Source organism: Thermomonospora cellulosilytica (assembly GCF_014138835.1).
GTDB lineage: Bacteria > Actinomycetota > Actinomycetes > Streptosporangiales > Streptosporangiaceae > Thermomonospora > Thermomonospora amylolytica.
This window is the reverse complement of sequence record NZ_JACJII010000001.1, coordinates 6,858,935-6,878,985: the sequence shown is the minus strand read 5'-3', so window position 1 is coordinate 6,878,985 and position 20,051 is coordinate 6,858,935. Positions and strand designations below refer to the sequence as shown.

Sequence of the window (20,051 nt, the reverse complement as noted above, 5' to 3'; positions counted from 1 at the left end):
GCGCAAGTGACAGCCGAGACCGGCAAGGACGTCGCCGAGGAGCCCGAGGTCGCCGAGGAGGCCCCGGCCCGTCCGGCGGCGCGACCGTCCCGCCCGGCCCGCAAGAAGGTCCGCCGGGTCCGGGTGATCGAGGTCATCGACGACGAGGACGGCGACGACGACCTGGAGGAGGTCCTGCAGGCCCTCGACGAGGAGGACGCCGAGGCGGACCTGGAGGAGGAGCGGCCGGAGCCCGAGCCGGCCGAGGCCGGGACCGCCAAGACCACCGGGACCGCCGGGACCGCCAAGACCGCCGGGACCAAGCCGAAGCCCGCGAAGGCCGAGGAAGAGGACGAGGACGGCGACGAAGAGCCCGAGCCGAAGAAGAAGTCCGTCCGTCCCAAGCCGAAGCCCGGGCGCGAGCCGGCCCGCACGTCGTCGTTCCGCGACACCTCGCGCCTGGCCGCCGTCGCCGCGATCGTGGTCATCGCCGCCCTGGCCACCGTCACCGCGGTGCTGTGGCGTTCGCAGGCGCAGCTGTCCGCCCGGGAGGACGCCCGCAACGAGGTGACCGAGGTCGTCACCGGCTACGGCAACATCGTCCTCAGCTACGACCGCAGGAACCTCAGGGCCTCCGTCGAGCGCGCCCAGTCGTTCCTCACCGGCGAGGCCCTCACCAAGTCGAGGCAGACCAACGTCGACCAGCTCCAGAAGAGCATGGACGAGGGCCAGTTCACCCTCACCTCCAAGACCAACCAGGTCTACGTCGGCACCGTCGAGGGCCGCTTCGCCACCGCCGTCCTGGTCTTCGACATCACCATCGCCAGCCCGGCCACCACCCAGAACGTCACCCGCAACTACCTGAGCCTCAGCCTGGTCCAGGAGAACGGCACCTGGAAGATCAGCCAGCAGAAGCCCGCCGGCCGCGAGACCGACGGCGCCGCCACCGGCGGCACCGTTCCCGGCCTGAACCAGACCCCGACCCCCACTCCCAGCACCAAGGACTGAGGCCCCCGCGCTCCGGGTTCCGAGCCCCGGTGCGCGGCGGGCCCCGGCCCGTGGGAGAGCGGGCCGGGGCCGGGGTCCTTGCCGCGCCCGCGAGGCCGCGGGTCCGGATCAGGGATAGTTCGGGTTGTTGGCGTCCGGGATCTCGATGCTGATCGGGAAGTCGCCTCCGGACAGGACGAGCAGGGCTCCCAGGCGGAGGATCTCGTCGAAGGCCCAGTAGAACTTCTGCAGGGCCCCCGGTGCCTTCTCCATCGAGAGCAGGCCCTCGCGGACGGCGACGAAGGGCTCCCAGAGGGTCTCGAAGACCCCGTCCCACAGCGGTTCCCTGGGGATCTGCAGCCAGTTGGCGATCTCGTCACCGAGCACGTAGCGGGTGAGCGAGCCGAGGATGGGCTTGGTGACGTACCTGAGGGGACCGCCCGGGACGATCGTGCCCATGTTGAGCAGGATGTCGGCCAGCTTGATGCCCTCGGGCGTCGGGGCCAGGATCGGGTCCAGGACCTGCCTGGCCTGGGCGTTGGCCTCGTCCCAGGAGTTGGGGATGTACTCGTCCTTGATGCCGAGCATGTGGGCGCACACCTGCCACGAGTGCAGGAAGGCCTCGGACTCGGCGGGGGGGATCGGCACCTTCCACTTGACCAGGTTCTGCATGACGGTCGTGGGCAGGCTGTGCCAGGTGACCATCATGTCCGCCTGGCTGATCGGGATCTCCTCGTCGGCGACCTTGTTCCAGTACGGGGACTTCGGCAGCAGGTGACGTACGCCCGCGTGCGCCAGCCGGGTCTTGACGCAGGTCACGATCATCTCGCCGTCGGGCCGGTAGGCGTTCGACGTCCCGATGTCGTACCCGAGCTTGGCGGTCTTGGTGATGCGGTCCCGCATGTCCGCGCCGCCCTTGGAGTAGTAGACCGCGCGCGCCTCCCTGGGGATGACCGTGCTCATCATCCCGCTGGCGAACCCGTAGGTCACGCCGAGGTAGAGTCCCCGCTTCTCGTTGAAGCCGACCGCGGTGGCGAGCTTGCCCTGGTCGGCCCACGGCGGCATCCGGCGGGCCCGCTCCATGAAGTCCCGCAGGTCCGCCGGCAGCCCGGCCGGCAGCGGCTGGCCGTTCTTGGTCCAGGTCCGCAGCAGCCTGTTGACCTCGGGCACGGCGCCCCGGTCGATCAGCGAGGCGACCAGCTCGTCGGCCTCCGGGTCCCACACCCACCGCGGGTCGGCGCCCTCCCCGGTGCCCGCCACCGAGCCTGCGGGGGACCACGTCCACAGTGAGCCCGCCTGCGCGGGCGTCGCGACGCTCAGCGCACCGAGCGCGCCCAGCGTCCCACCCGCCATCAGCACGTCGCGTCTGCTGGGTTTCTCCATGACTTCGCTCCTCCTCGGGCCGAGAGCACCGTCCTGATACGCTGATACGCGTACTGGCTCGGCGTATCATTGACGACAGGTCCAATAACAGCACACTGTGTCGGACACCACAAGACCCGAGCGCGACGACGGCCGTCGGCGGCCGAGGCCGGATCGCCGTCTCAGGAGGAGATCATGGAACCTGCGCTGCCCTCCCTCATGGCGGGCCCGGGCGCGGAGTCATTGCTCGAACGCGCGTACATCGACGCCCTCGAACGGGTCGACGACATGGAGGAGACCCGTGCGCGCATCCTCGACGCCGCGTACGAGCAGTTCTGCCGGATGGGCATCCAGCGGTCCACCATGGAGGACGTGGCCCGGCGGGCCGGGGTTTCGCGGATCACGGTCTACCGGCGGTTCGCCACGAAGGACGCGCTGGTCGAACAGGTGGTGCGGCGGGAGTTCCGCCGTTACTTCGACCAGTTCCTGATCGACATCGAGCAGGCCGAGACCGCCGCCGACCGGGTGGTGCTGGGCTTTGTGAGCTCGCTGCGCGCCATCCGGCGCAACCCGCTCATCGGCGGCCTGATCGCCGCGGAACCGGACCAGGTCGTGGCCTCCATGATCAGTGACGGGGGACGCACCCTGGCCACCGTCCGGCAGTTCGTCGCGGGCCAGCTCCGCCGCGAGCAACGCGCCGGCAACGTCTCGGGCGACCTGGACACCGACCTCGTGGCCGAACTGATGGTCCGGATCTCCGCCTCCTTCCTGGCGATCCCCAGCCACCTGATCGACCTCGACGACGACGAGCAACTGGCCGCGGTGGCCCGCCGCTTCCTCGTCCCCATGCTGGAACCACCGACGGCACCACCCCCGGCCTGAACCGCCCCCGCCCCCGACCCCACCCAGGCCCCAGAGACCGAGCCCCTGCACCTCAAGCCCATAAAACCCTGCACCCGAAGGCGCTGAAGGCCACCGCGAGCGGGCCCGCGTGGTCGTGAGGAGGAGCGGTTCAAGATCGCGAGGAACGAGCGATCTTGAACCGCGACGACGAACGGCCGCGCGTCAAAAGGCCCGCTCGCCGCCGCGCCGGAGGCGCGGCAAAACTAGCGAGAGTAGTACTCGACCACGAGCTGTTCGTCGCAGATCACCGGGATCTCGTCGCGCTCGGGGCGGCGGACGAGGCGGGCGGTGAGGAGGCCGTGCTCGACCTCCAGGTAGGGCGGGACCCGGTCGGCGTGGACGCCGGTGGCGGCGATCCGGAAGGGCTCCATGGCGCGGCTGCGGTCGGCGACGGTGAAGAAGTCGCCGGGGCGCAGCCGGTGGGAGGGGCGGTCCACACGGCGGCCGTTGACCAGGATGTGGCGGTGCACCACGAACTGGCGGGCCTGGTAGATGGTGCGGGCGAAGCCGGCCCGCAGCACCAGGGCGTCCAGGCGGGTCTCCAGGTCGGCCAGCAGGACCTCGCCGGTCTTGCCGGAGGTCCGGGCGGCGCGGGCGAAGGCGCCGGCGAGCTGGGCCTCGCGCAGGTTGTACTGGGCGCGCAGCCGCTGCTTCTCGCGCAGCCGCAGCTTGTAGTCCGACTCCTGCCTGCGTCCGCGGCCGTGCTGGCCCGGCGGGTAGGGGCGGTTCTCCAGGTACTTGACGCACTTGGGGGTCAGGGCGATGCCCAGTGCGCGGGAGAGCTTCGCCTTCGGCCGGGACCTGTTCAACTGCGCTCCTTCATGGCTAAGGTAACCCTTGCTTAGGTAAGCCTAACCTAATCAAGGAGGCCCTCGGTGAGGCGACCGACCGCGGCGGAACGGGCACGGACCCTGGCGTACGGGATCGCGGGCGGCATGCTCGTGACCGCGGCGTGGGAGGAGGACCCGGCGCGCGCGGACCCGCCTCCGCCGGTGCCGGCGCACGCCACCGACCTGGAGGGACGCCCGCTGCTGCTGGTGCCCGCCGACGCCGAGCCGGCGGTCGTGCTGCGCGACGAGCCCGACCTGGCCGCCACCCTGGAGATCGCCGACGTCGCGCCACTGCCGCTGGCCGACCGGCTGCGCGGGCGGGCCTGGCTGCACGGCTGGCTGACCGCGCCGCAGGGGGAGCGGCTGGCCGAGGCGGCGCTGCGGCTGTCGCGGCTGCACCCCCGGCCCGAACTGCTCGACGTCCGGGCCGGCCGGACCGGGGAGTGGACGATCCTCGCCCTGGAGGTCGCCGAGGTGGAGATCTGCGACCCGTGGGGGCACGCGGTGGTGGAGCCGGAGGCGTACCAGGCGGCGCTGCCCGACCCGTTCGTGATCGTCGAGCACCGGATGCTCGCGCATCTGGACGCCTGCCACGGCGCCGAACTGGTCGCGATGGTGCGCCACCGGTTCGGCCCGGCGGACGGCGATCTGGAGGTCCGGCCGTTCGCCCTGGACCGTCACGGGCTGTGGCTGCGCTGCTTCTTCCCGGATTCGGACCTGCCCTCGGGGCGGGACCTGTACGTCGAATTCCCCGACCCGGTCAGTGATCTCCACGGTCTGCGGCAGGTCTGCCGGCGGCTGCTGGTCTCCGCGTGAACGACGGTACGTATCGGGGCCCGTAGTGCCCCGGATGTCCCGCCTGCCGGTTCGGGGTGATGCTCTTTCCGGCCGGGGTCCGCAGGAGGGGAGGCGGCCTCGGCACGGCCGCCCGGCGCCGGGGGGGTGAGTGCGCCGGGCGGCCCGGTGCGGCCGCCGCGGGGTCAGACCTTGGCCAGGGCCTGCTCCAGGTCGTTCCACAGGTCGTCGGGATGCTCGACGCCCACGGCGATCCGCACGGTGCCGGCCCCGATCCCGGCGGCGGCCAGCGCGTCGGCGTCCAGGCTGCGGTGCGAGGTGCTGGCCGGGTGCATCACCAGCGTCTTGGTGCCGCCCAGCGACACCGCCAGCTCCACCAGCCGCAGGCTCTCGGCGAACGCCCGGCCCGCCTCCCGCCCGCCGGCCAGGTCCACCGACAGCAGCCCGCCGAACCCGCCGTCCAGCAGCCGGCGCGCGATCGCGTGCTGCGGATGCGATTCCAGCCCCGGGTAGTGCACCCGTTCCACCGCCGGATGCCCGGCCAGCCGCCGGGCCAGGAAGAGGGCGTTCTCCGACTGCCGCATCACCCGCATGTGCAGCGTGGCCAGGCCCCGCGTGCACAGCCAGGCGGTCGTCGGGTCGATGTTGCCGCCCAGCTTGAGCACCTGGCTCCAGATCCGGTGGTGCACCCGGGGATCGGCGGACACCACCGCGCCGGCCATCACGTCGGAGTGCCCGCCGATGTACTTGGTGGCCGAGTGGATCACCACGTCGGCGCCGTGCTCCAGCGGCCGGCACAGCACCGGGGTGGCGAACGTGTTGTCCACCACCACCGGCACCCCGGCCTCCCGCGCCACCGCGGCCAGCGCCGGCAGGTCCGCGACCTGGGTGACCGGGTTGGTGATCGTCTCCAGGTACAGCATCCGGGTCCGCGGCCGCAGCGCCGCCCGGACCTCCTCCGGGTCCTCGCCGGACACGTGGGTCAGCTCCAGGCCCCACCGGTCGGCCAGGTCGTGCAGCAGCGCGTACGTCCCCCCGTACAGCGAGGACTGCGCGATCACGTGGTCGCCGGTCCGCAGCATCGCCATCAGCACCGTGGTGATCGCCGCCATGCCCGACCCGGTGGCCAGCCCGTCGCAACCGCCCTCCAGGTCGGCCAGCGCCCGCTCGAACGTGCGGACCGTGGGGTTGCCGTACCGGCTGTAGAAGTACCCGGAGTCCTGCGCGGGCTCCGCGAAGGCCGCCGCCAGCGTCTCCCCGTCCTCGTACGCGAACAGATGCCCCTGGTAGATCGGGGTCATCAGGGGGCGGGCGCCGGTGGGCTGGATGACCGGCGGATGGACCGCGCGGGTCTGCTGGTGAAAGTCCTCCATGCCCCCAGGGTGCGGCCTGCCGCCCCCCGGCTGCATATCCAATCGCAGTCAGTGGCCTGCCGGGCGGACGACCGCGACGCGGCTGCGCGCGGTGCGGCCCGTCCGCCCGGCCTCAGCCGGTCACAGGTAGAAGCCGCCGCCGGGGCCGGGGGAACGGGGCGGTGTGCCGGGCGGCTGCTCGCCGTTGCGCAGCGCGACCAGCTCGGCCAGCGTGGCGCCCTCGGGGCCGATCCGCGCCGGGTCGGCGTCCTCGCCCAGCCACCGCACCGCCTCGGCGTGCGTCAGCGGGCCCACCTCGATCTGCGCCAGGCAGCGGCCGGGCCGGACCACCGCCGGGTGCAGCCGGGCCAGGTCCTCGTTGGTGGTGATCGCCACCAGCACGTCCCGGCCCTGGCCGAGCATCCCGTCGGTCAGGTTGAGCAGCCGGGACAGGCCCTGCCCGGCGGACTGCTTGGCCTCCCCGCGGATCAGCTCGTCGCAGTCCTCCAGGATCAGCAGCCGCCAGCGCCGGGAGGAGTCGCCCTCGTCGGTGCCGACCGCCACGTGCATCAGGTAGCCGGGATCGCTGAACAGCACCTCCGGGTCCAGCACGCAGTCGGCCTGGCACCAGTCCGACCAGGCGCGGGCCAGCGCCCGCAGCGCGGTGGTCTTGCCGGTGCCCGGCGGCCCGTGCAGCAGCAGCAGCCGGCCGGTGATCCGGGCGGGGTCCAGCCCCATCACCGCGTCCAGCGCCTCGGCGACCGGCGCGGTGTAGTTGCCCCGGATGCCGGCCCAGGTGTCGGCGGAGATCACCCGCTGGCGGCGGCTCGGCATGGGCCGGGACAGGTGCCAGAAGCCCATCTCCACCTTGCTCTGGTCGGCGACCGGCGGGGTGGTGGCGTCCCGCACCGCCTCCTCCAGCACGGCGGCGGCCAGTTCCTTGGTCACCGCCGACACCGACACGTAGGCGGTGCCGCCGGACCACCGGTTGGACAGCAGCATCCAGCCGTCGCCGGCGGCCAGCACCGAGTGCTTGCCGTCCTCCCCGGCCTCCCGCAGCACCCGGCTGTCGGCGGGGCGCAGCAGCGCGTCCGGCTTGACGTGCTCCAGCCGGGTGGACCTGGACCACGGGTGCTCGCCGCTGGCGAACGGCCGCAGCGACAGCACGTCCATCACGTCGGCGGGGGAGTTGCCGTCGTCCAGGTTGAGGACGAGCGACATCCCAGGGTCGGGCTCGGCCCCGGTGGTCTCGATGAGGTGCAGGATCTCCTGCGGACCCTCCTGGGACATGGCCATGCCTCCGATGATCAGGCGTCGCCCGCCGGGGCGTCCACCGAATTACGCCCCGTGACGCCTCACCGTCAGGGCAGTTTCCAGTCGACCGGCCGTCCGCCCTGCCGCTCCAGCAGGGCGTTGGCGCGGCTGAACGGGCGCGATCCGAAGAACCCCCGGTCGGCCGACATCGGGCTGGGATGCGCCGACTCGATGCACGGTACCTGCCCCAGCAGCGGCCTGAGATTGCGCGCCTGCCGCCCCCACAGGATCGCCACCAGCGGCCCGCCCCGCGCCGCCAGCGCGCGGATGGCCTGCTCGGTGACCTCCTCCCAGCCCTTGCCCTGGTGCGAGGCGGGCTTGCCGGGCATCACCGTCAGCACCCTGTTGAGCAGCAGCACCCCCTGCTCGGTCCACGGGGTCAGGTCGCCGGTGCTCGGCTCGGGGTGGCCGAGGTCGGCGTGGTACTCGCGGAAGATGTTGACCAGGCTGCCGGGCAGCGGCCGCACGTGCGGGGCGACCGAGAAGCTCAGCCCCACCGGGTGGCCGGGCGTCGGGTAGGGGTCCTGCCCGACGATCAGCACCCGCACGTCGGCGAAGGGCTGCTGGAACGCCCGCAGGATGTGCTCCCCGGCGGGCAGGTAGCGGCGCCCGGCCGCGACCTCGGCGCGCAGGAAGTCGCCCATCGCCGCGATGCGCCCGGCCACCGGCTCCAGCGCCTGCGCCCATCCCGCCTCGACGATCTCCGAAAGCGGTCGTCGCGTCATACCGGCCACCCTAGTGCCGCGATCATGACCGGCGCAGCCCGATCCCGGACGGGACGGGGAGGGCCGGACGACCGCGACGACTCCATGTGGACCACCCGTTCACGCTGAGTGTTCTCACGGGTACGTTAAGTCGAAGTTACTTCCTGTTCTCCTCTGTTGATTTACCGCCCGGTACCGCTTAGCCCAGAGACATACCGTGATCCGAGCACTGTGGGGACGACATATGCGCCAGCTGACGGCAGTGGACGCCGCCTTCCTGAACGTGGAGACCAGCACCACTCACGCCCACATCGCCGGGCTGGGGATCCTGGACACGGCCACCTGCCCGGACGGCCGGATCACGGTCGAGGACCTGGTCGAGCTGATCCGCGAGCGCGCCCACCTGGCGGCCCGCCCGCTGCGGATGCGGCTGGCCCAGGTGCCGCTCGGCCTGGACCGCCCGTACTGGGAGGACGACCCGGACTTCGAGCCGGCCCGGCACGTGTTCGAGGTCGGCCTGCCCGCGCCCGGCAGCGCCGCCCAGCTCGCCGACGTGGTGGCGATGCTGCACGAACGGCCGCTGGACCGGTCCCGCCCGCTGTGGGAGCTGGTGCTCGTCCGGGGCCTGACGGGCGGCCGCACCGCCGTCTACATCAAGGTCCACCACGCCGCCGTGGACGGGGTGCTGGCCGCCGAGACGCTGGCCGCGCTGCTGGACCTGTCGCCGCAGCCGCGCGAGCTGCCGCCCGACGACTCCGTTCCGCAGCCCGCCCCCGGCCTGGCCGAACGGCTCGGCACCGGGCTGCTGCGCACCGCCGTCCACCCGGTCCACGGGATGCGGATGCTGGCGCGCACCGCCCCCTACCTCGACGAGATCCCCGGGGTGGCGCAGATCCCCGGCGTGCAGTCGGTGGCGCGGGCGCTGCAGGGGATGCTGGGCCGCGACGACGTGGCCCCGCTGCCCCGGATCACCGCCCCGCCCACCCCGTTCAACGGCACGATCGGCGCGCGCCGGTCGGTGGCGTTCGGCGAGCTGCCGCTGGCGGAGATCAAGCGGATCCGCCGGGAGCTGGGCGGCAGCGTCAACGACGTGGTGATGGCGCTGGTCGCCGCCGCCCTGAACCGCTGGCTCGACAAGCGCGGCGAGCTGCCCGACCAGCCGCTGGTGGTGGCGGTGCCGGTGTCGCTGCGCCGGCGGGCGGCGGACGGGGCCGAGGCCGGCAACCAGCTCTCGGCGATGGTCGCGCCGCTGGCCACCCACGTGTTCGACCCCGCCGAGCGGTTCGCCGCCGTGCGCGCCGACCTGGCGGCGGCCAAGCGCAGGTTCGCCCGCTCGTCGGGCGGCTGGCTGGAGGGGCTGAGCGAGCTGCTGCCCGCCCCGCTGGCCGGTCCGGTGCTGCGGCTGGCGATGCAGGCGCTGCCCGTCGACCACCTGCGGCCGGTCAACCTGATGGTGTCGAACGTGCCCGGCCCGGACTTCCCGCTCTACCTGTGCGGGGCGCGGGTGCTGGGCTACTTCCCGATCTCGGTGATCAGCGACCTGACCGGCGGGCTCAACATCACCGTGCTGTCCTACGACGGCAGGCTGGACGTGGGGATCGTCGCCTGCCGGTCGATGGTCCCCGACCCGTGGGAGATCGTCGACCACCTCGACGACGCCCTGGACGAGCTGAAAGGGCTCATCGAGGGCTGAGCAGGACGTCCCGGTGCCGCCACGCCAGCCGGAGCGCGGCGGCGCCGGCGGGCTGCATGGGCCGCGGCACCGTGCCGTCGAACGGGGCGAACATGACCCGGCCCTCGGCGTTCTCGCCGACCAGCCCGCCGAAGAGGCCGGCGAACGCCTCGTCGTCGACGACCACCGCGGTCAGCAGGTCCACCGCGAACGTCAGCGGGTCGACGCCGAGCCCGAGGAGACGCGCCCGCACCGCACCGTCCCGCCGCGCCCCGTCCAGCCGCCGGAAGAACGGCCACGCGGCGTGCGTGAAACCGGGGCCGTAGTCCTCCGCCGCCCCCAGGAACTCCTCGGCGTACTCCCGCGCCATGCAGTGCCACAGGTCCAGGTCCTCGCGGGGGTCGCCGGTCGCGGGCTGGAACACCCCCACCGGCATCACCTGGTGCAGCCCGCCCGCGTGCACGACCTTCGCCGGGTCCCGCCAGTGCAGCACGTAGTCGCCCGTCCCGCGCCGGATCGTGACGGTCGTGATCGCCGGCAGCGCCGCCCGCCGGGCCAGGTCGCACGGATCCCCGACCGCCGACCGCAGCGGCAGCCCGGGCGTCCCGGCGGCCAGCTCGTGCGCCACGGCCTCGCCGACGTCCACCCCCTGGAAGTAGCGCGCCCCCGTCAGCCGCAGCTCGGGAAGGTCGGCGGCCAGGAGCCGGTAGGCGGGCCGGTTCTCGAACACGGCCGGGGGAGCCAGCGCCCCCATGGCCTCGCTGTAGGCGCGGTATCCGGGAGGCAGCCCGGCCTCGGTCCCGGTCACCGCCGGTGGCCGTGCCCGGTCCTCCCAGACGAGGCGTACGGACTCCAGCGGCAGCGGCTCGGGGGCGACCCACTCCGGCCGGGTCAGCAGCGTCGTGCCCGCGACCCGATGCGCGCCGGGATAGAGGCGGTCGGCGGCCTCACCCAGCTCGGCCCGGCGCTCGTTGAGCCTCCTGCGCTGCTCGAGCCAGCGCCGTTCCTCCACCGTCGTCATGGGTCGCGACCCTCCCTGCGGGCTGCCGTGCCCCGCCGACCCTAGCCCGCCGGGCGAGCAGGAGGATCACCGCCGTGGCCGGAACGCCGATCGCCCACAGCAGCAGGCCCGCCGTCCGCTGGTCCCGCTCGGGACCGGCGCCCCAGGTCAGGGCGAGGGCGTCGTACCAGTCCGCGGCCAGCACCCCGGACGCCGACCGGAACGCGTACCCGAAGACCAGGTGGAACGCCGCCAGCGCCGGCACCAGCCAGCGGGCGCCGGCGGCCACGGCCCGCGCGAACAGCATCCCCGCCGCCAGGAACGCCGCCATGCTGAGCGAATGCAGCACATGGCCGCGCAACGACGCCTCGAACCACGGTGACGCGTAGAACCCGTACAGCGTGAGGACCACCGCAGCCAGCGCCCCCACCGGATGGGCCGCCGCCCGCGCCACCCGGCCGCCCAGCACCGCCAGCACGACGTCGCGGGGCGTGCGGCCCACCGGCGCGGGCCCGGCCCGCAGCGCCCGCAGCGCCAGCTCCACCGGAGCGCCCGCCACCAGCAGCACGGAGGCCGCCAGCGTCAACGCCAGATGCTGCACCACATGGACGCTGAGCAGCACCATGCTGTACGTGGCGACCCCGCCGCACGTGACGGCCAGCACGATCGCCAGCCCGCCGTACCAGGCCGCCGTCCGCCGCACCGGCCACCCGCGCCCGACCCGCCGCACCCCGGCCGCGTACAGCACGGCCCCGGCGGCGACCAGGATCAGGAACAGCGGGTCGAGCAGACCGTCGAACGCCAGCGACATCGCGCCGACCGGCCCCGGCGGCTCGAACCCCAGCAGGATCCCCGCCGGGCTGGTCGGGCCGGTGTCCTCGGCGGGCGGCGCGGTCCGCGACAGGCCGGTGGCCAGCGCCATCGCCGCCGCCATCACCGCCACCTCGGCCACCGCCAGCCGCAGGAAGACCCCGGGACGATCGGCGAGCGCCGGGATCCCCGCCCGCCGATGCCGCCACCCCATCAGCCCCAGAGCCCCCAGGACGACCGTCTTGGCCGCCACCAGCAGCCCGTACCCGGTGCCCGTCACGGCCCCTGCACGGCCGAGCTGCACCCATGCCGTCACCAGGCCGCTGGCGGCGACCGCGGCGAAGCACACCGCCGCCAGCGCGCTGTACCGGGGCACCGCCACCGGCAGAAGATCCCGGACGGACGGCAGCGCCACCAGCGCCACCAGCCCGCCCACCCACACCGACGCCGCCGCCACGTGCACCCCGAGGGCCACCACCATCAGCGGGTGGTCGTCGGACGACGCCGCATGACCGGTCACCACCGGCGGCAGCAGCCCCGCCAGCGCCACCAGCAGCGCCACCCCGGCCCCGTTCGCCGTCCGCGCCCGCCACGCCAGCACCGCGACCGATCCGGCGAGCACCGTCACCGCCACCAGCGCCCGGCCCGGCGGCAGCTCGGCCAGGTAGCCCAGCAGCTCCGCGTCCGACACCTGCCACACCGGCCTGGCCAGCAGGTACGACGCCGACAGCACCGCCGTCACCAGCGTCGCCGCCGCCCACCCGGCCGCGCACGCCCCGGCCGCCGACAGGCAGCGCCGCGCCGCCGCCGGCAGCGCGCCGTCCGGATCCGGCAGCAGCAGCGCGGCCGCCGCCAGCAGCCCCACGGTGATCGCGGCGGCGGCGTTCCCGGCCAGTTCGGCGACGGGCAGGCCGCCCCGAGTCAGCCCGCCCGAGCCCTCCAGCCACGGCACGGTCGCCGCCGCGCCCCCGACCCGCAGTGCCACCGCCAGAGTGCAGAACGCCGCCGCGACCCACAGCGCCCACGGACGCGACGGCCCCCGCGACCGCGGAACGGTCGCGGGGGCCTTGCCTTGCGACATGCGGCGAACCTCCCGAGCGGGCACCCCTTCCGCGGGTGGTACGCGGGCGGCCGCCGCCGGGTTCAGCCGATCAGAAGTTGATCATGTGGCCGGCCAGCCCGTGGATCGCCTCCTTGACCGCCTCGCTCAGGGTGGGGTGGGCGTGCACGTTGCGGGCCACCTCGTGCACGGTCAGGTCCCACTGCTGGGCCAGGGTCAGCTCCGGCAGCAGCTCGGTGACGTCCGGGCCGATCATGTGGGCGCCCAGCAGCTCGCCGTACTTGGCGTCGCTGATGATCTTCACGAAGCCGTTCGGGTCGCCCAGGCCGTGCGACTTGCCGTTGGCGGTGAAGGGGAACTTGGCGACCTTGACGTCGAAGCCCTCCTCGCGGGCCTGCGCCTCGGTGTAGCCGAAGCTGGCGACCTGCGGCTGGCAGTAGGTGGCCCGCGGGATCATCACGAAGTCCAGTTCCATCGTCTCGGCGTCGGCGATGGTCTCGGCCGCGATGATGCCCATCGACTCGGCGGCGTGCGCCAGCATCAGCTTGGCGGTCACGTCGCCGATCGCGAAGATGTGCGGCACGCTGGTGCGGCCCCGGCCGTCCACGTCGATCGCGCCCCGGTCGGTCAGCGCGACACCGGTCTTCTCCAGCCCGTAGCCCTCGACGTTCGGCGCGAACCCGATGGCCTGCAGGACCTTGTCGGCCTCCAGGACCTGCTGCGAGCCGTCCTTGCCGGTGACGGTGACCTTGACCTTGTCGCCGGAGTCGTCGATGCCGTCCACCCGCGTGGAGGTGAGCACGTCGATGCCCATCTTGCGGTAGCGGCGGGCCAGCTCCTTGGACACCTCGGCGTCCTCGCCGGGCAGCGCCCGGTCCAGGAACTCGACGATGGTGACCTTGACGCCGTAGTTGTGCAGCACGTAGCCGAACTCGATGCCGATCGCCCCGGCGCCGACGATGACGATGCTCTCCGGCAGCCTCTCGTCGAGGATCTGCTGCTCGTAGGTGACCACCCGCTCCGACAGCGAGGTGCCCGGCAGCAGCCTGGGATGCGCGCCGGTGGCGATGATGCAGTGGCCGAACGTGACCGTCTGGGTCTCGCCGCCGCCGGACGGCGTCACCTGGAGGGTGTTCGGGTCGGTGAACGTTCCCCGGCCCTCGAACTCGGTGATCCCGTTCTTCTTCATCAGGTAGTGGACGCCCTTGACCCGGCCGTCGGCGACCTGGCGGCTGCGCTGGAACGCCGCGCCGAAGTCGAACCGGACCTCCCCGTCCACCTCGATGCCGAAGAGCTTGCGCTCGTTGGTGAAGATGTGCGCCAGCTCGGCGTTGCGCAGCAGGGCCTTGGACGGGATGCAGCCCACGTTCAGGCAGACTCCACCCCAGTACCGCTCCTCGATGATCGCCGTCTTGAGCCCGAGCTGTGCCGACCGGATCGCGGCGACATATCCACCCGGGCCCGCGCCCAGGACCACGACGTCAAAGTGTGTGCTCATTCTCTGGACGATATGCCGCCGGGCGGGCCCCCGCATCTCGGGGGACCCGCCCGGAGCACCGCGGGGAGAGCGAGATCACATGCGGATCTCCAGCGTGCAGCACTTCGGGCCGCCGCCGGCCTTGCGCAGCTCCGACAGGTCGACCGGGACGGGCTCGTACCCGCGCCCGCGCAACTGCGCGATCAGCCCCCGGGCCTCGGCGTTGACCACCACGTGCCGCCCGTCGCAGACCGCGTTCAGGCCCAGCACCACCGCGTCGGCCTCGTCGGCGATCAGCGCGTCCGGGAACAGCCGTTCCAGCACCGCCCGGCTGCCGGGGGAGAACGCGCCCGGGTAGTAGGCGACGTTCCGGCCGCCCAGCGGGAACAGCGCGGTGTCCAGGTGGTAGAACCGCGGGTCCACCAGCCGCAGCGTCACCACCGGGCGGCCCAGGAACTCCTGCGCCTCCTGGTGGGCGGCGACGTCGGTGCGGAACCCGGTCCCGGCCAGGATCAGGTCGTCCAGCACCAGGAAGTCGCCCTCGCCCTCGTTGACGTGCTCCGGCTCCAGCACGTCGGCGAACCCGTTGCGGCGGAACCACTCGGCGTAGGCGGGGCCCTCGGCCGCCCGCTCGGGGTGGCGGAACCGCGCCCCGTACACCCGGCCGCCGACCACCAGCGCGCCGTTGGCGGCGAACACCATGTCCGGCAGCCCCTCGACCGGCTCGATCAGCTCGACCCGGTGCCCGAGCGCCAGGTAGGCGTCGCGCAGCGCCTCCCACTGGGCCACCGCCCGGTCCCGGTCGGCCCCGGCGTCCGGGTCCATCCACGGGTTGATCGCGTACGTGACGGCGAAGTGCTCGGGCCGGCACATCAGGAAGCGGCGGGCCGACGCCTCCCGCGCGGCGGGTTCGGGGGAGGCTGCGGGAGCTACGGCGGGGCTCGATGCGGTCGTCGGCTCCATCGCCGGCGAAACGGTCATGCGGGCTCCTGTCCACTGATTCGGGCCGATACGGCACAGGCTTACGATCCGTAAGCCTAAGAACCCGCGACCCCGCGCCCAAGCCGCCGACCTTGCGGAATGATGGTCGAACGTTGCGTCTGCGGCGGGCCGTACGGTCGATTCGTTGCACGATCTCCGGGAATGCGGCGTACGTCACGTCGCGCTGCGACGGGCCGCCGCCGGGGCGGGACCGTCCCGGTCATGACATACCGTCGAAAACACACAGGTGCGGGTCTGTCAGGAAGGAGAGCGCAGTGCGGATCCCCAAGCGCGTCAACGACGCCTGGGACTGGGCGGAGAGCCACGGCCGCGTGACGGCGGTGATCCTCCTGATCCCGGTCCTGGCCGTGGGAGCGCTGTGGTCGCCGGCGCTGGCCGCGTTCGCGCTGGGCGCCGTCGGCGCCGGGCTGGCGACCTATCTGCGGCTCGCCCGGCGGATCGCCCGGCTGCGCGCGGAGGTGGACGAACTGCTGCGCGAGACCGGCCGGCTGCGGCACCGCAACACCATGCTGGCCAGCGGGATCGTGCAGGCCGAGAGCGCGGCCACGCAGAAGCTGCTGAGCATCCCCGAGCTCAACGAGTACGTCGAGCCGGAGCGCAGGTCCACCTGAGGCGCCGCCGCGACCGCGGAGGAACGCCCCGGCCGGCTCGGGGAGCCGAGCCGGCCGGGGCGACCGCCGGGATCCGCGCCCGGGTCGTCGCCGACGCCGTCGCGCACCGCCCGGCACCGGCGGTGCGCACGCGGGCGGTCAGGACTTGACCAGCACCCGCTGCGACATGGCGTGCTGCACCATCTCGATCAGCACCTGCTTGCAGGACTTCAGCTCACGGGCGTCGCAGAGCATGACCGGCACGTCGGTGCCCAGGTTCAGCGCCATCTTGATCTCTTCGAGCTCGTAGCGCTGGGCGCCCTCGAAGCAGTTGACCGCCACGACGAACGGGACCTTGCGGCGCTCGAAGTAGTCCACCGAGGGGAAGCAGTCGGCCAGCCGCCGGGTGTCGGCCAGCACCACCGCGCCCAGCGCACCGCGCGAGACCTCGTCCCACATGAACCAGAAGCGCTCCTGCCCCGGCGTCCCGAACAGGTAGAGCACCAGGTCGCCGCGGATCGTGATGCGGCCGAAGTCCATGGCGACGGTGGTGGTGTCCTTGGTCTCCACCCCGGAGGTGTCGTCCACGCCCACGCCGCGGTCGGTCAGGATCTCCTCGGTGCGCAGCGGGGTGGTCTCCGAGACGGTGCCCACCATGGTCGTCTTGCCCACCCCGAAACCGCCCGCGATCACGATCTTGACCGCGGTGGGCAGCTTCGGACGTCCCGCGTCCCGAGCGGGGCGTCCGGCGTCCCGGTCAGAGCGCACGGAGTCCATTCAACACCGCCTCGTAGATCCTGATGTCGGTAATGTCGGCTTCCGGCTCCGGCTCCTGGATCGCCACGTAGCCGCGATCCAGCAGATCGCCCAGCAGCACCCGGACGGTGCTGGCGGGCAGGTTCAGATGACCGGTGATCTCCGCCACCGACATCACGTTCTGGCACAGCCGCATGATGGCCAGATGCTCCGGGCCCATCCCGACCTCGGCCGTCGGGATCGGGCTCGTCGCGATCACCTGGGTGATCAGGTCGAACTTGCCGCGCACCGGCTGGATCCGGCCCCGGGTCATCACATAGGGGCGCACCATCGGCCCGGCATGGTCGTCCACGAGCTGCTCGGGCATGTCCTCGGGCCTGGTCATGACCGCGCCGGGCTCCCCGTCGCCGACGTCGACCGGGCCGACGTGCTCAGGTGGTGGCCCACGCTGGTGACCAGCATCGCCATCTCGTAGGCCACCAGGCCCACGTCGGCGTCCTCGGTGGTCAGCACCGCCAGGCAGGCGCCCTTGCCGGCCACCGTCACCAGCAGGAAGGCCGTCTTCATCTCGATGATGGTCTGGCGGACCGCTCCGCCGCCGAACCGTTCCCCGGCGCCGCGCGCCAGGCTCTGGATCCCGGCGGCCACCGCCGACAAGTGCTCGGCGTCGTCCTGGCTCATCCCCTGGGACGCGGCCATCAGCAGACCGTCGGCGCTGAGCACGACGGCGTGCCGGGCCTCGGTCACCCGCTTGACCAGATCGTCCAGCAACCAGGCCAGGTCAACGGAGGAACCTGTCTTCTGCACCTCTAACCGTCCTTTGTCGATGTTCGTCGGCGCGGCTTCGGTTCTCTCTTAGGACTCGGGTTCGCCGTCGTCGTCCCGGTCCGTCCGGGGCGCGGCCTTGGCGGCGTCTGAACGGCCGCGACGGGTACCCGACTGGTAGGCGCCCACGATGCGGCGGATCTCCTCGGGCGAGCGCAGGAGGTCCTCGTCCTCCTCCGCGTCCTCGTCCGCCGCGGTGATCGGTGCCTCGGTGCGCAGCTGCGGGACCAGGTTGGTCTGCGGAACCCGCATGGGCAGGCCGCCCGGCGTGCGGGCGGTCTCCGGTACGGGGTGCGGATTCTCGGGCATCGGGCTCCCGGAGTTCTCGGCGGTGGCAGGGGACGGCTCGCCGGCGCTGTGCGGCCGGTCCGCGGTCTGCGGCTCGTCGGCGGGCTCGCCGGCCGGCGGCACGGGCTCGGACACCGGGCGCGCGTGCCGTCCGGAGCCCTGGCGGACCGGCAGCGGCACCGGGGCGGGCAGCGACTCCGGCGCGGACGGCGGCTCCGGCGCCGCCCCGGTCAGGGGCTCGGGCACCGCGGAGATCGCCGGGGGAGCGGCCGGGGCGGAGCTCTGGACGGCACCGGACGGCGCCGCGGTGGGGGCCGTGACCAGCGCGGGCACGCCGTCCGAACGGCGGGACAGCTCGTCCTCGACGTTCTCCACCACCAGGTCGTGCGGGATCAGCACCACCGCGGTGGTGCCGCCGTAGGCCGAGCGCTTGAGCTGCACCCGGACCTGGTAGCGCTCGGCCAGCCGGCCGACCACGTACAGCCCGAGCTGGACCGAGCCGGAGATGTTGAACTCCGGCGGGTCGACGATCCGGTGGTTGATCTCGGCCAGCTTCTCGTCGGTCATGCCGAGCCCGCGGTCCTCGATCTCGATCGCGTACCCGCTGGCCACCGGGTGGCCGCCGACCTGGACCGTGGTGTAGGGCGGGGAGAACGACACGGCGTTCTCGATCAGCTCCGCCAGCAGGTGGGTGACGTCGCCGACGGCCCGTCCGGCCAGCCCGACCGGACCGAACGGCAGCACCGTCACCCGGGTGTAGTCCTCGATCTCGGCGACCGCGGCGCGGACCACGTCCACCATCGGCACCGCCCGTCGCCAGGCGCGCGCCGGGGTGGAGCCGGACAGCACGATGAGGTTCTCGGCGTTGCGCCGCATGCGGGTGGCCAGGTGGTCGAGCCGGAACAGGTCCTCCATGTCGCGGTCCGGCATCTCCCGGCGCTCCATGGCGTCCAGCAGGGTGAGCTGCCGGTGCACCAGGGTCTGCGAGCGGCGGGCCAGGCTGAGCAGCATGTCGCGGAAGCTGCGGCGCAGCTCGGCCTGCTCGACCGCGGTCCGGATGGCGGTCTCCTGCACCGCGTTGAACGCCTTGCCCACCTGGCCGATCTCGTCGTCGCCGAACCGCAGCGGCGGGGCCTCGGCGGCCACGTCCACGCGCTCGCCGTGACCGAGCCGCTCGACCACCCCGGGCAGCCGTTCGTTGGCCAGCTCCCAGGCGGCGTCGCGCAGCCGCTCCAGCTGGCGGACCAGCGCCCGGGCGGTGGTGATCGAGATCACGATCGAGGCGATGACCGCGATCAGGCCCAGCCCGCCGGCCAGCGCCAGCCGCGCGATGACCCCGGCGGCGATCGGGGTGGCGTCCTCCACCAGCCGGTCACCGGAGCGCTGGATGGTCTGCCGCAGCTCGGCGATGGCCGGCGGGGCGGCCGCGTTCCACTGCTCGACGGTCACCGGCGGCCTGGGGCCGCGCAGCCCGCGCTGCATCACCACGTCCTCCAGGCCCCGCACGCGGGCCAGCGTGGCGCTGCCGGTGAGCTGCCGGTGGGCGATCGGGTCGCCGTTCTGCAACTGCACCGCGGCCTTCTCGATGGCGTGCCGCCGGGTGCCGACAATCTGGGTGAACTCCGAATGCTCGGCGGCGGTGAGCCGGCCCGTGGTCAGCGCGCCGGCCAGCAGGGCGTCCTCCTGGGACAGCAGCTCCCAGCTCCGGTTGAGCTCGACCAGGTTGCGGGTCCGCTCGGCGAAGTTCTCGTCGTCCAGGGTGGCCAGCGAGTCGTAGACCCGGAACACCGACTCGATGACGTCGCTGTAGAGCTGGATCGCCTGGGTGCGGTTCCACGCCCCGCTGTCGATCGCCCGCCGGCCCTCGTCCAGCCGGTTCAGCAGGCCCAGCATCTCGTCGATGCGGCGTTCCAGCACCTCGTCGGCGGCGCGGTCGACGTTGCCGCCGCGGGCCTGGCGGACCACGGTCTTGCGCCACCGGTCGGTGCGGGCGCGCTGCTCGCGCAGTTCCCTGTCCTGTTGCGCACCCGGCTTGGCGATCCTGATGACCGACAGCCGGCGTTCGGTCTGCAGTTCGGCCAGCAGCGGGTCGGTGGGTTGCGCGATCGCGCGGTCCAGTGTGCTGACCCACAGCAGGTTGACGCCCTCCCGGAGGGTCACCCAGGCGGCGAACGCCCAGAGCGCCGTCAGGGACAGCAGAAGGGCCGCGATTTTGGTCCGCAGACGTGTGTTGCGGATGCGCATTGCAATCGCCTCAACAATATTTGCAGCTGTTCACAAGCCTGAATGTGATCATTCCGCTCGCGCAGCACCCGATGTCATGGGGGCGCGGCGGGGCCGAGCCC

The 20,051-nt window shown here is 73.0% G+C and carries 18 protein-coding genes; 5 read left to right on the top strand and 13 right to left on the bottom strand.

All coding sequences use genetic code 11. From position 1 onward, the window contains the following. Positions 1 to 6 precede the first annotated feature (6 nt). Positions 7 to 987 carry a hypothetical protein gene (locus tag HNR21_RS32325; RefSeq protein WP_182708116.1) on the top strand — a complete coding sequence of 327 codons (981 nt, stop codon included), beginning with the start codon at positions 7 to 9 and terminating at the stop codon, positions 985 to 987. 108 nt (positions 988 to 1,095) lie between these two features. Here HNR21_RS32325 and HNR21_RS32320 read toward each other — a convergent pair whose 3' ends face one another. Next, positions 1,096 to 2,349: an oxygenase MpaB family protein gene (locus HNR21_RS32320; protein ID WP_182708115.1), complete on the bottom strand. Its 1,254-nt coding sequence runs from the start codon at positions 2,347 to 2,349 to the stop codon at positions 1,096 to 1,098. Positions 2,350 to 2,523: 174 nt separating this feature from the next. Here HNR21_RS32320 and HNR21_RS32315 point away from each other — a divergent pair, with 174 nt between their 5' ends. Next, positions 2,524 to 3,210, top strand: a complete 687-nt coding sequence (locus tag HNR21_RS32315; protein ID WP_182708114.1) for a TetR/AcrR family transcriptional regulator — start codon at positions 2,524 to 2,526, stop codon at positions 3,208 to 3,210. A gap of 224 nt (positions 3,211 to 3,434) precedes the next feature. Here HNR21_RS32315 and rpsD read toward each other — a convergent pair whose 3' ends face one another. Then, the gene (gene rpsD / locus HNR21_RS32310; RefSeq protein WP_182708113.1) at positions 3,435 to 4,040 is read right to left on the bottom strand and encodes a 30S ribosomal protein S4; all 606 of its coding nucleotides are present in this window, start codon (positions 4,038 to 4,040) and stop codon (positions 3,435 to 3,437) included. Between the two features lie 66 nt (positions 4,041 to 4,106). Between rpsD and HNR21_RS32305 the strand changes: the two genes are divergently transcribed. Next, complete coding sequence (locus HNR21_RS32305; RefSeq protein WP_233358550.1) at positions 4,107 to 4,877, top strand: DUF2470 domain-containing protein; 771 nt, start codon at positions 4,107 to 4,109, stop codon at positions 4,875 to 4,877. A gap of 164 nt (positions 4,878 to 5,041) precedes the next feature. On the opposite strand, the gene HNR21_RS32300 is transcribed toward HNR21_RS32305, so the two are convergent. The 3 genes from HNR21_RS32300 to HNR21_RS32290 all read right to left on the bottom strand — a co-directional run bounded on the left by HNR21_RS32300 (position 5,042) and on the right by HNR21_RS32290 (position 8,247). After that, positions 5,042 to 6,229, bottom strand: a complete 1,188-nt coding sequence (locus tag HNR21_RS32300) for a trans-sulfuration enzyme family protein (RefSeq protein ID WP_182708112.1) — start codon at positions 6,227 to 6,229, stop codon at positions 5,042 to 5,044. A 120-nt stretch (positions 6,230 to 6,349) separates the two neighbouring features. Next, positions 6,350 to 7,504: a DUF5925 domain-containing protein gene (locus HNR21_RS32295; RefSeq protein ID WP_312881475.1), complete on the bottom strand. Its 1,155-nt coding sequence runs from the start codon at positions 7,502 to 7,504 to the stop codon at positions 6,350 to 6,352. Positions 7,505 to 7,569: 65 nt separating this feature from the next. Continuing rightward, entirely contained in the window at positions 7,570 to 8,247 is a 678-nt protein-coding gene (locus HNR21_RS32290) for a uracil-DNA glycosylase (protein WP_119728960.1), read from the bottom strand. Positions 8,248 to 8,470: 223 nt separating this feature from the next. Here HNR21_RS32290 and HNR21_RS32285 point away from each other — a divergent pair, with 223 nt between their 5' ends. Then, the gene (locus HNR21_RS32285) at positions 8,471 to 9,919 is read left to right on the top strand and encodes a WS/DGAT/MGAT family O-acyltransferase (RefSeq protein ID WP_182708111.1); all 1,449 of its coding nucleotides are present in this window, start codon (positions 8,471 to 8,473) and stop codon (positions 9,917 to 9,919) included. Here HNR21_RS32285 and HNR21_RS32280 read toward each other — a convergent pair. The 4 genes from HNR21_RS32280 to ddaH form a co-directional block, all read right to left on the bottom strand. Next, positions 9,906 to 10,919: a transcriptional regulator gene (locus HNR21_RS32280; protein ID WP_182708110.1), complete on the bottom strand. Its 1,014-nt coding sequence runs from the start codon at positions 10,917 to 10,919 to the stop codon at positions 9,906 to 9,908. The two genes, HNR21_RS32285 and HNR21_RS32280, sit on opposite strands and share 14 nt — an antisense overlap. After that, on the bottom strand, positions 10,846 to 12,789 hold the full coding sequence (locus HNR21_RS32275) for a bifunctional copper resistance protein CopD/cytochrome c oxidase assembly protein (protein ID WP_182708109.1): 1,944 nt from the start codon (positions 12,787 to 12,789) through the stop codon (positions 10,846 to 10,848). Before HNR21_RS32275 ends, HNR21_RS32280 begins: the two co-directional genes overlap by 74 nt. Before the next feature lie 70 nt (positions 12,790 to 12,859). After that, positions 12,860 to 14,266, bottom strand: coding sequence for a dihydrolipoyl dehydrogenase (lpdA, locus tag HNR21_RS32270; RefSeq protein ID WP_182708108.1), 1,407 nt, complete (start codon positions 14,264 to 14,266; stop codon positions 12,860 to 12,862). Between the two features lie 75 nt (positions 14,267 to 14,341). Beyond that, positions 14,342 to 15,226 carry a dimethylargininase gene (gene ddaH, locus HNR21_RS32265; RefSeq protein ID WP_182708107.1) on the bottom strand — a complete coding sequence of 295 codons (885 nt, stop codon included), beginning with the start codon at positions 15,224 to 15,226 and terminating at the stop codon, positions 14,342 to 14,344. Between the two features lie 275 nt (positions 15,227 to 15,501). On the opposite strand from ddaH, the gene HNR21_RS32260 reads away from it, so the two are divergent. Then, positions 15,502 to 15,858, top strand: a complete 357-nt coding sequence (locus tag HNR21_RS32260) for a hypothetical protein (protein ID WP_182708106.1) — start codon at positions 15,502 to 15,504, stop codon at positions 15,856 to 15,858. Between the two features lie 138 nt (positions 15,859 to 15,996). Here HNR21_RS32260 and HNR21_RS32255 read toward each other — a convergent pair whose 3' ends face one another. From HNR21_RS32255 to HNR21_RS32240, 4 genes are read right to left on the bottom strand one after another with little or no spacing between them, the layout of a single operon-like run. Then, positions 15,997 to 16,614: a GTP-binding protein gene (locus HNR21_RS32255; protein WP_119728966.1), complete on the bottom strand. Its 618-nt coding sequence runs from the start codon at positions 16,612 to 16,614 to the stop codon at positions 15,997 to 15,999. Continuing rightward, on the bottom strand, positions 16,595 to 16,978 hold the full coding sequence (locus HNR21_RS32250; protein WP_119728967.1) for a DUF742 domain-containing protein: 384 nt from the start codon (positions 16,976 to 16,978) through the stop codon (positions 16,595 to 16,597). Before HNR21_RS32250 ends, HNR21_RS32255 begins: the two co-directional genes overlap by 20 nt. Then, positions 16,975 to 17,400 (bottom strand): roadblock/LC7 domain-containing protein, encoded by a 426-nt coding sequence (locus HNR21_RS32245; RefSeq protein ID WP_119728968.1) that lies wholly within the window; start codon positions 17,398 to 17,400, stop codon positions 16,975 to 16,977. The genes HNR21_RS32250 and HNR21_RS32245 overlap by 4 nt, the downstream gene beginning before the upstream one ends. 48 nt (positions 17,401 to 17,448) lie before the next feature. Next, positions 17,449 to 19,950: a sensor histidine kinase gene (locus tag HNR21_RS32240; RefSeq protein ID WP_182708105.1), complete on the bottom strand. Its 2,502-nt coding sequence runs from the start codon at positions 19,948 to 19,950 to the stop codon at positions 17,449 to 17,451. Between the last annotated feature and the right edge of the window lie 101 nt (positions 19,951 to 20,051).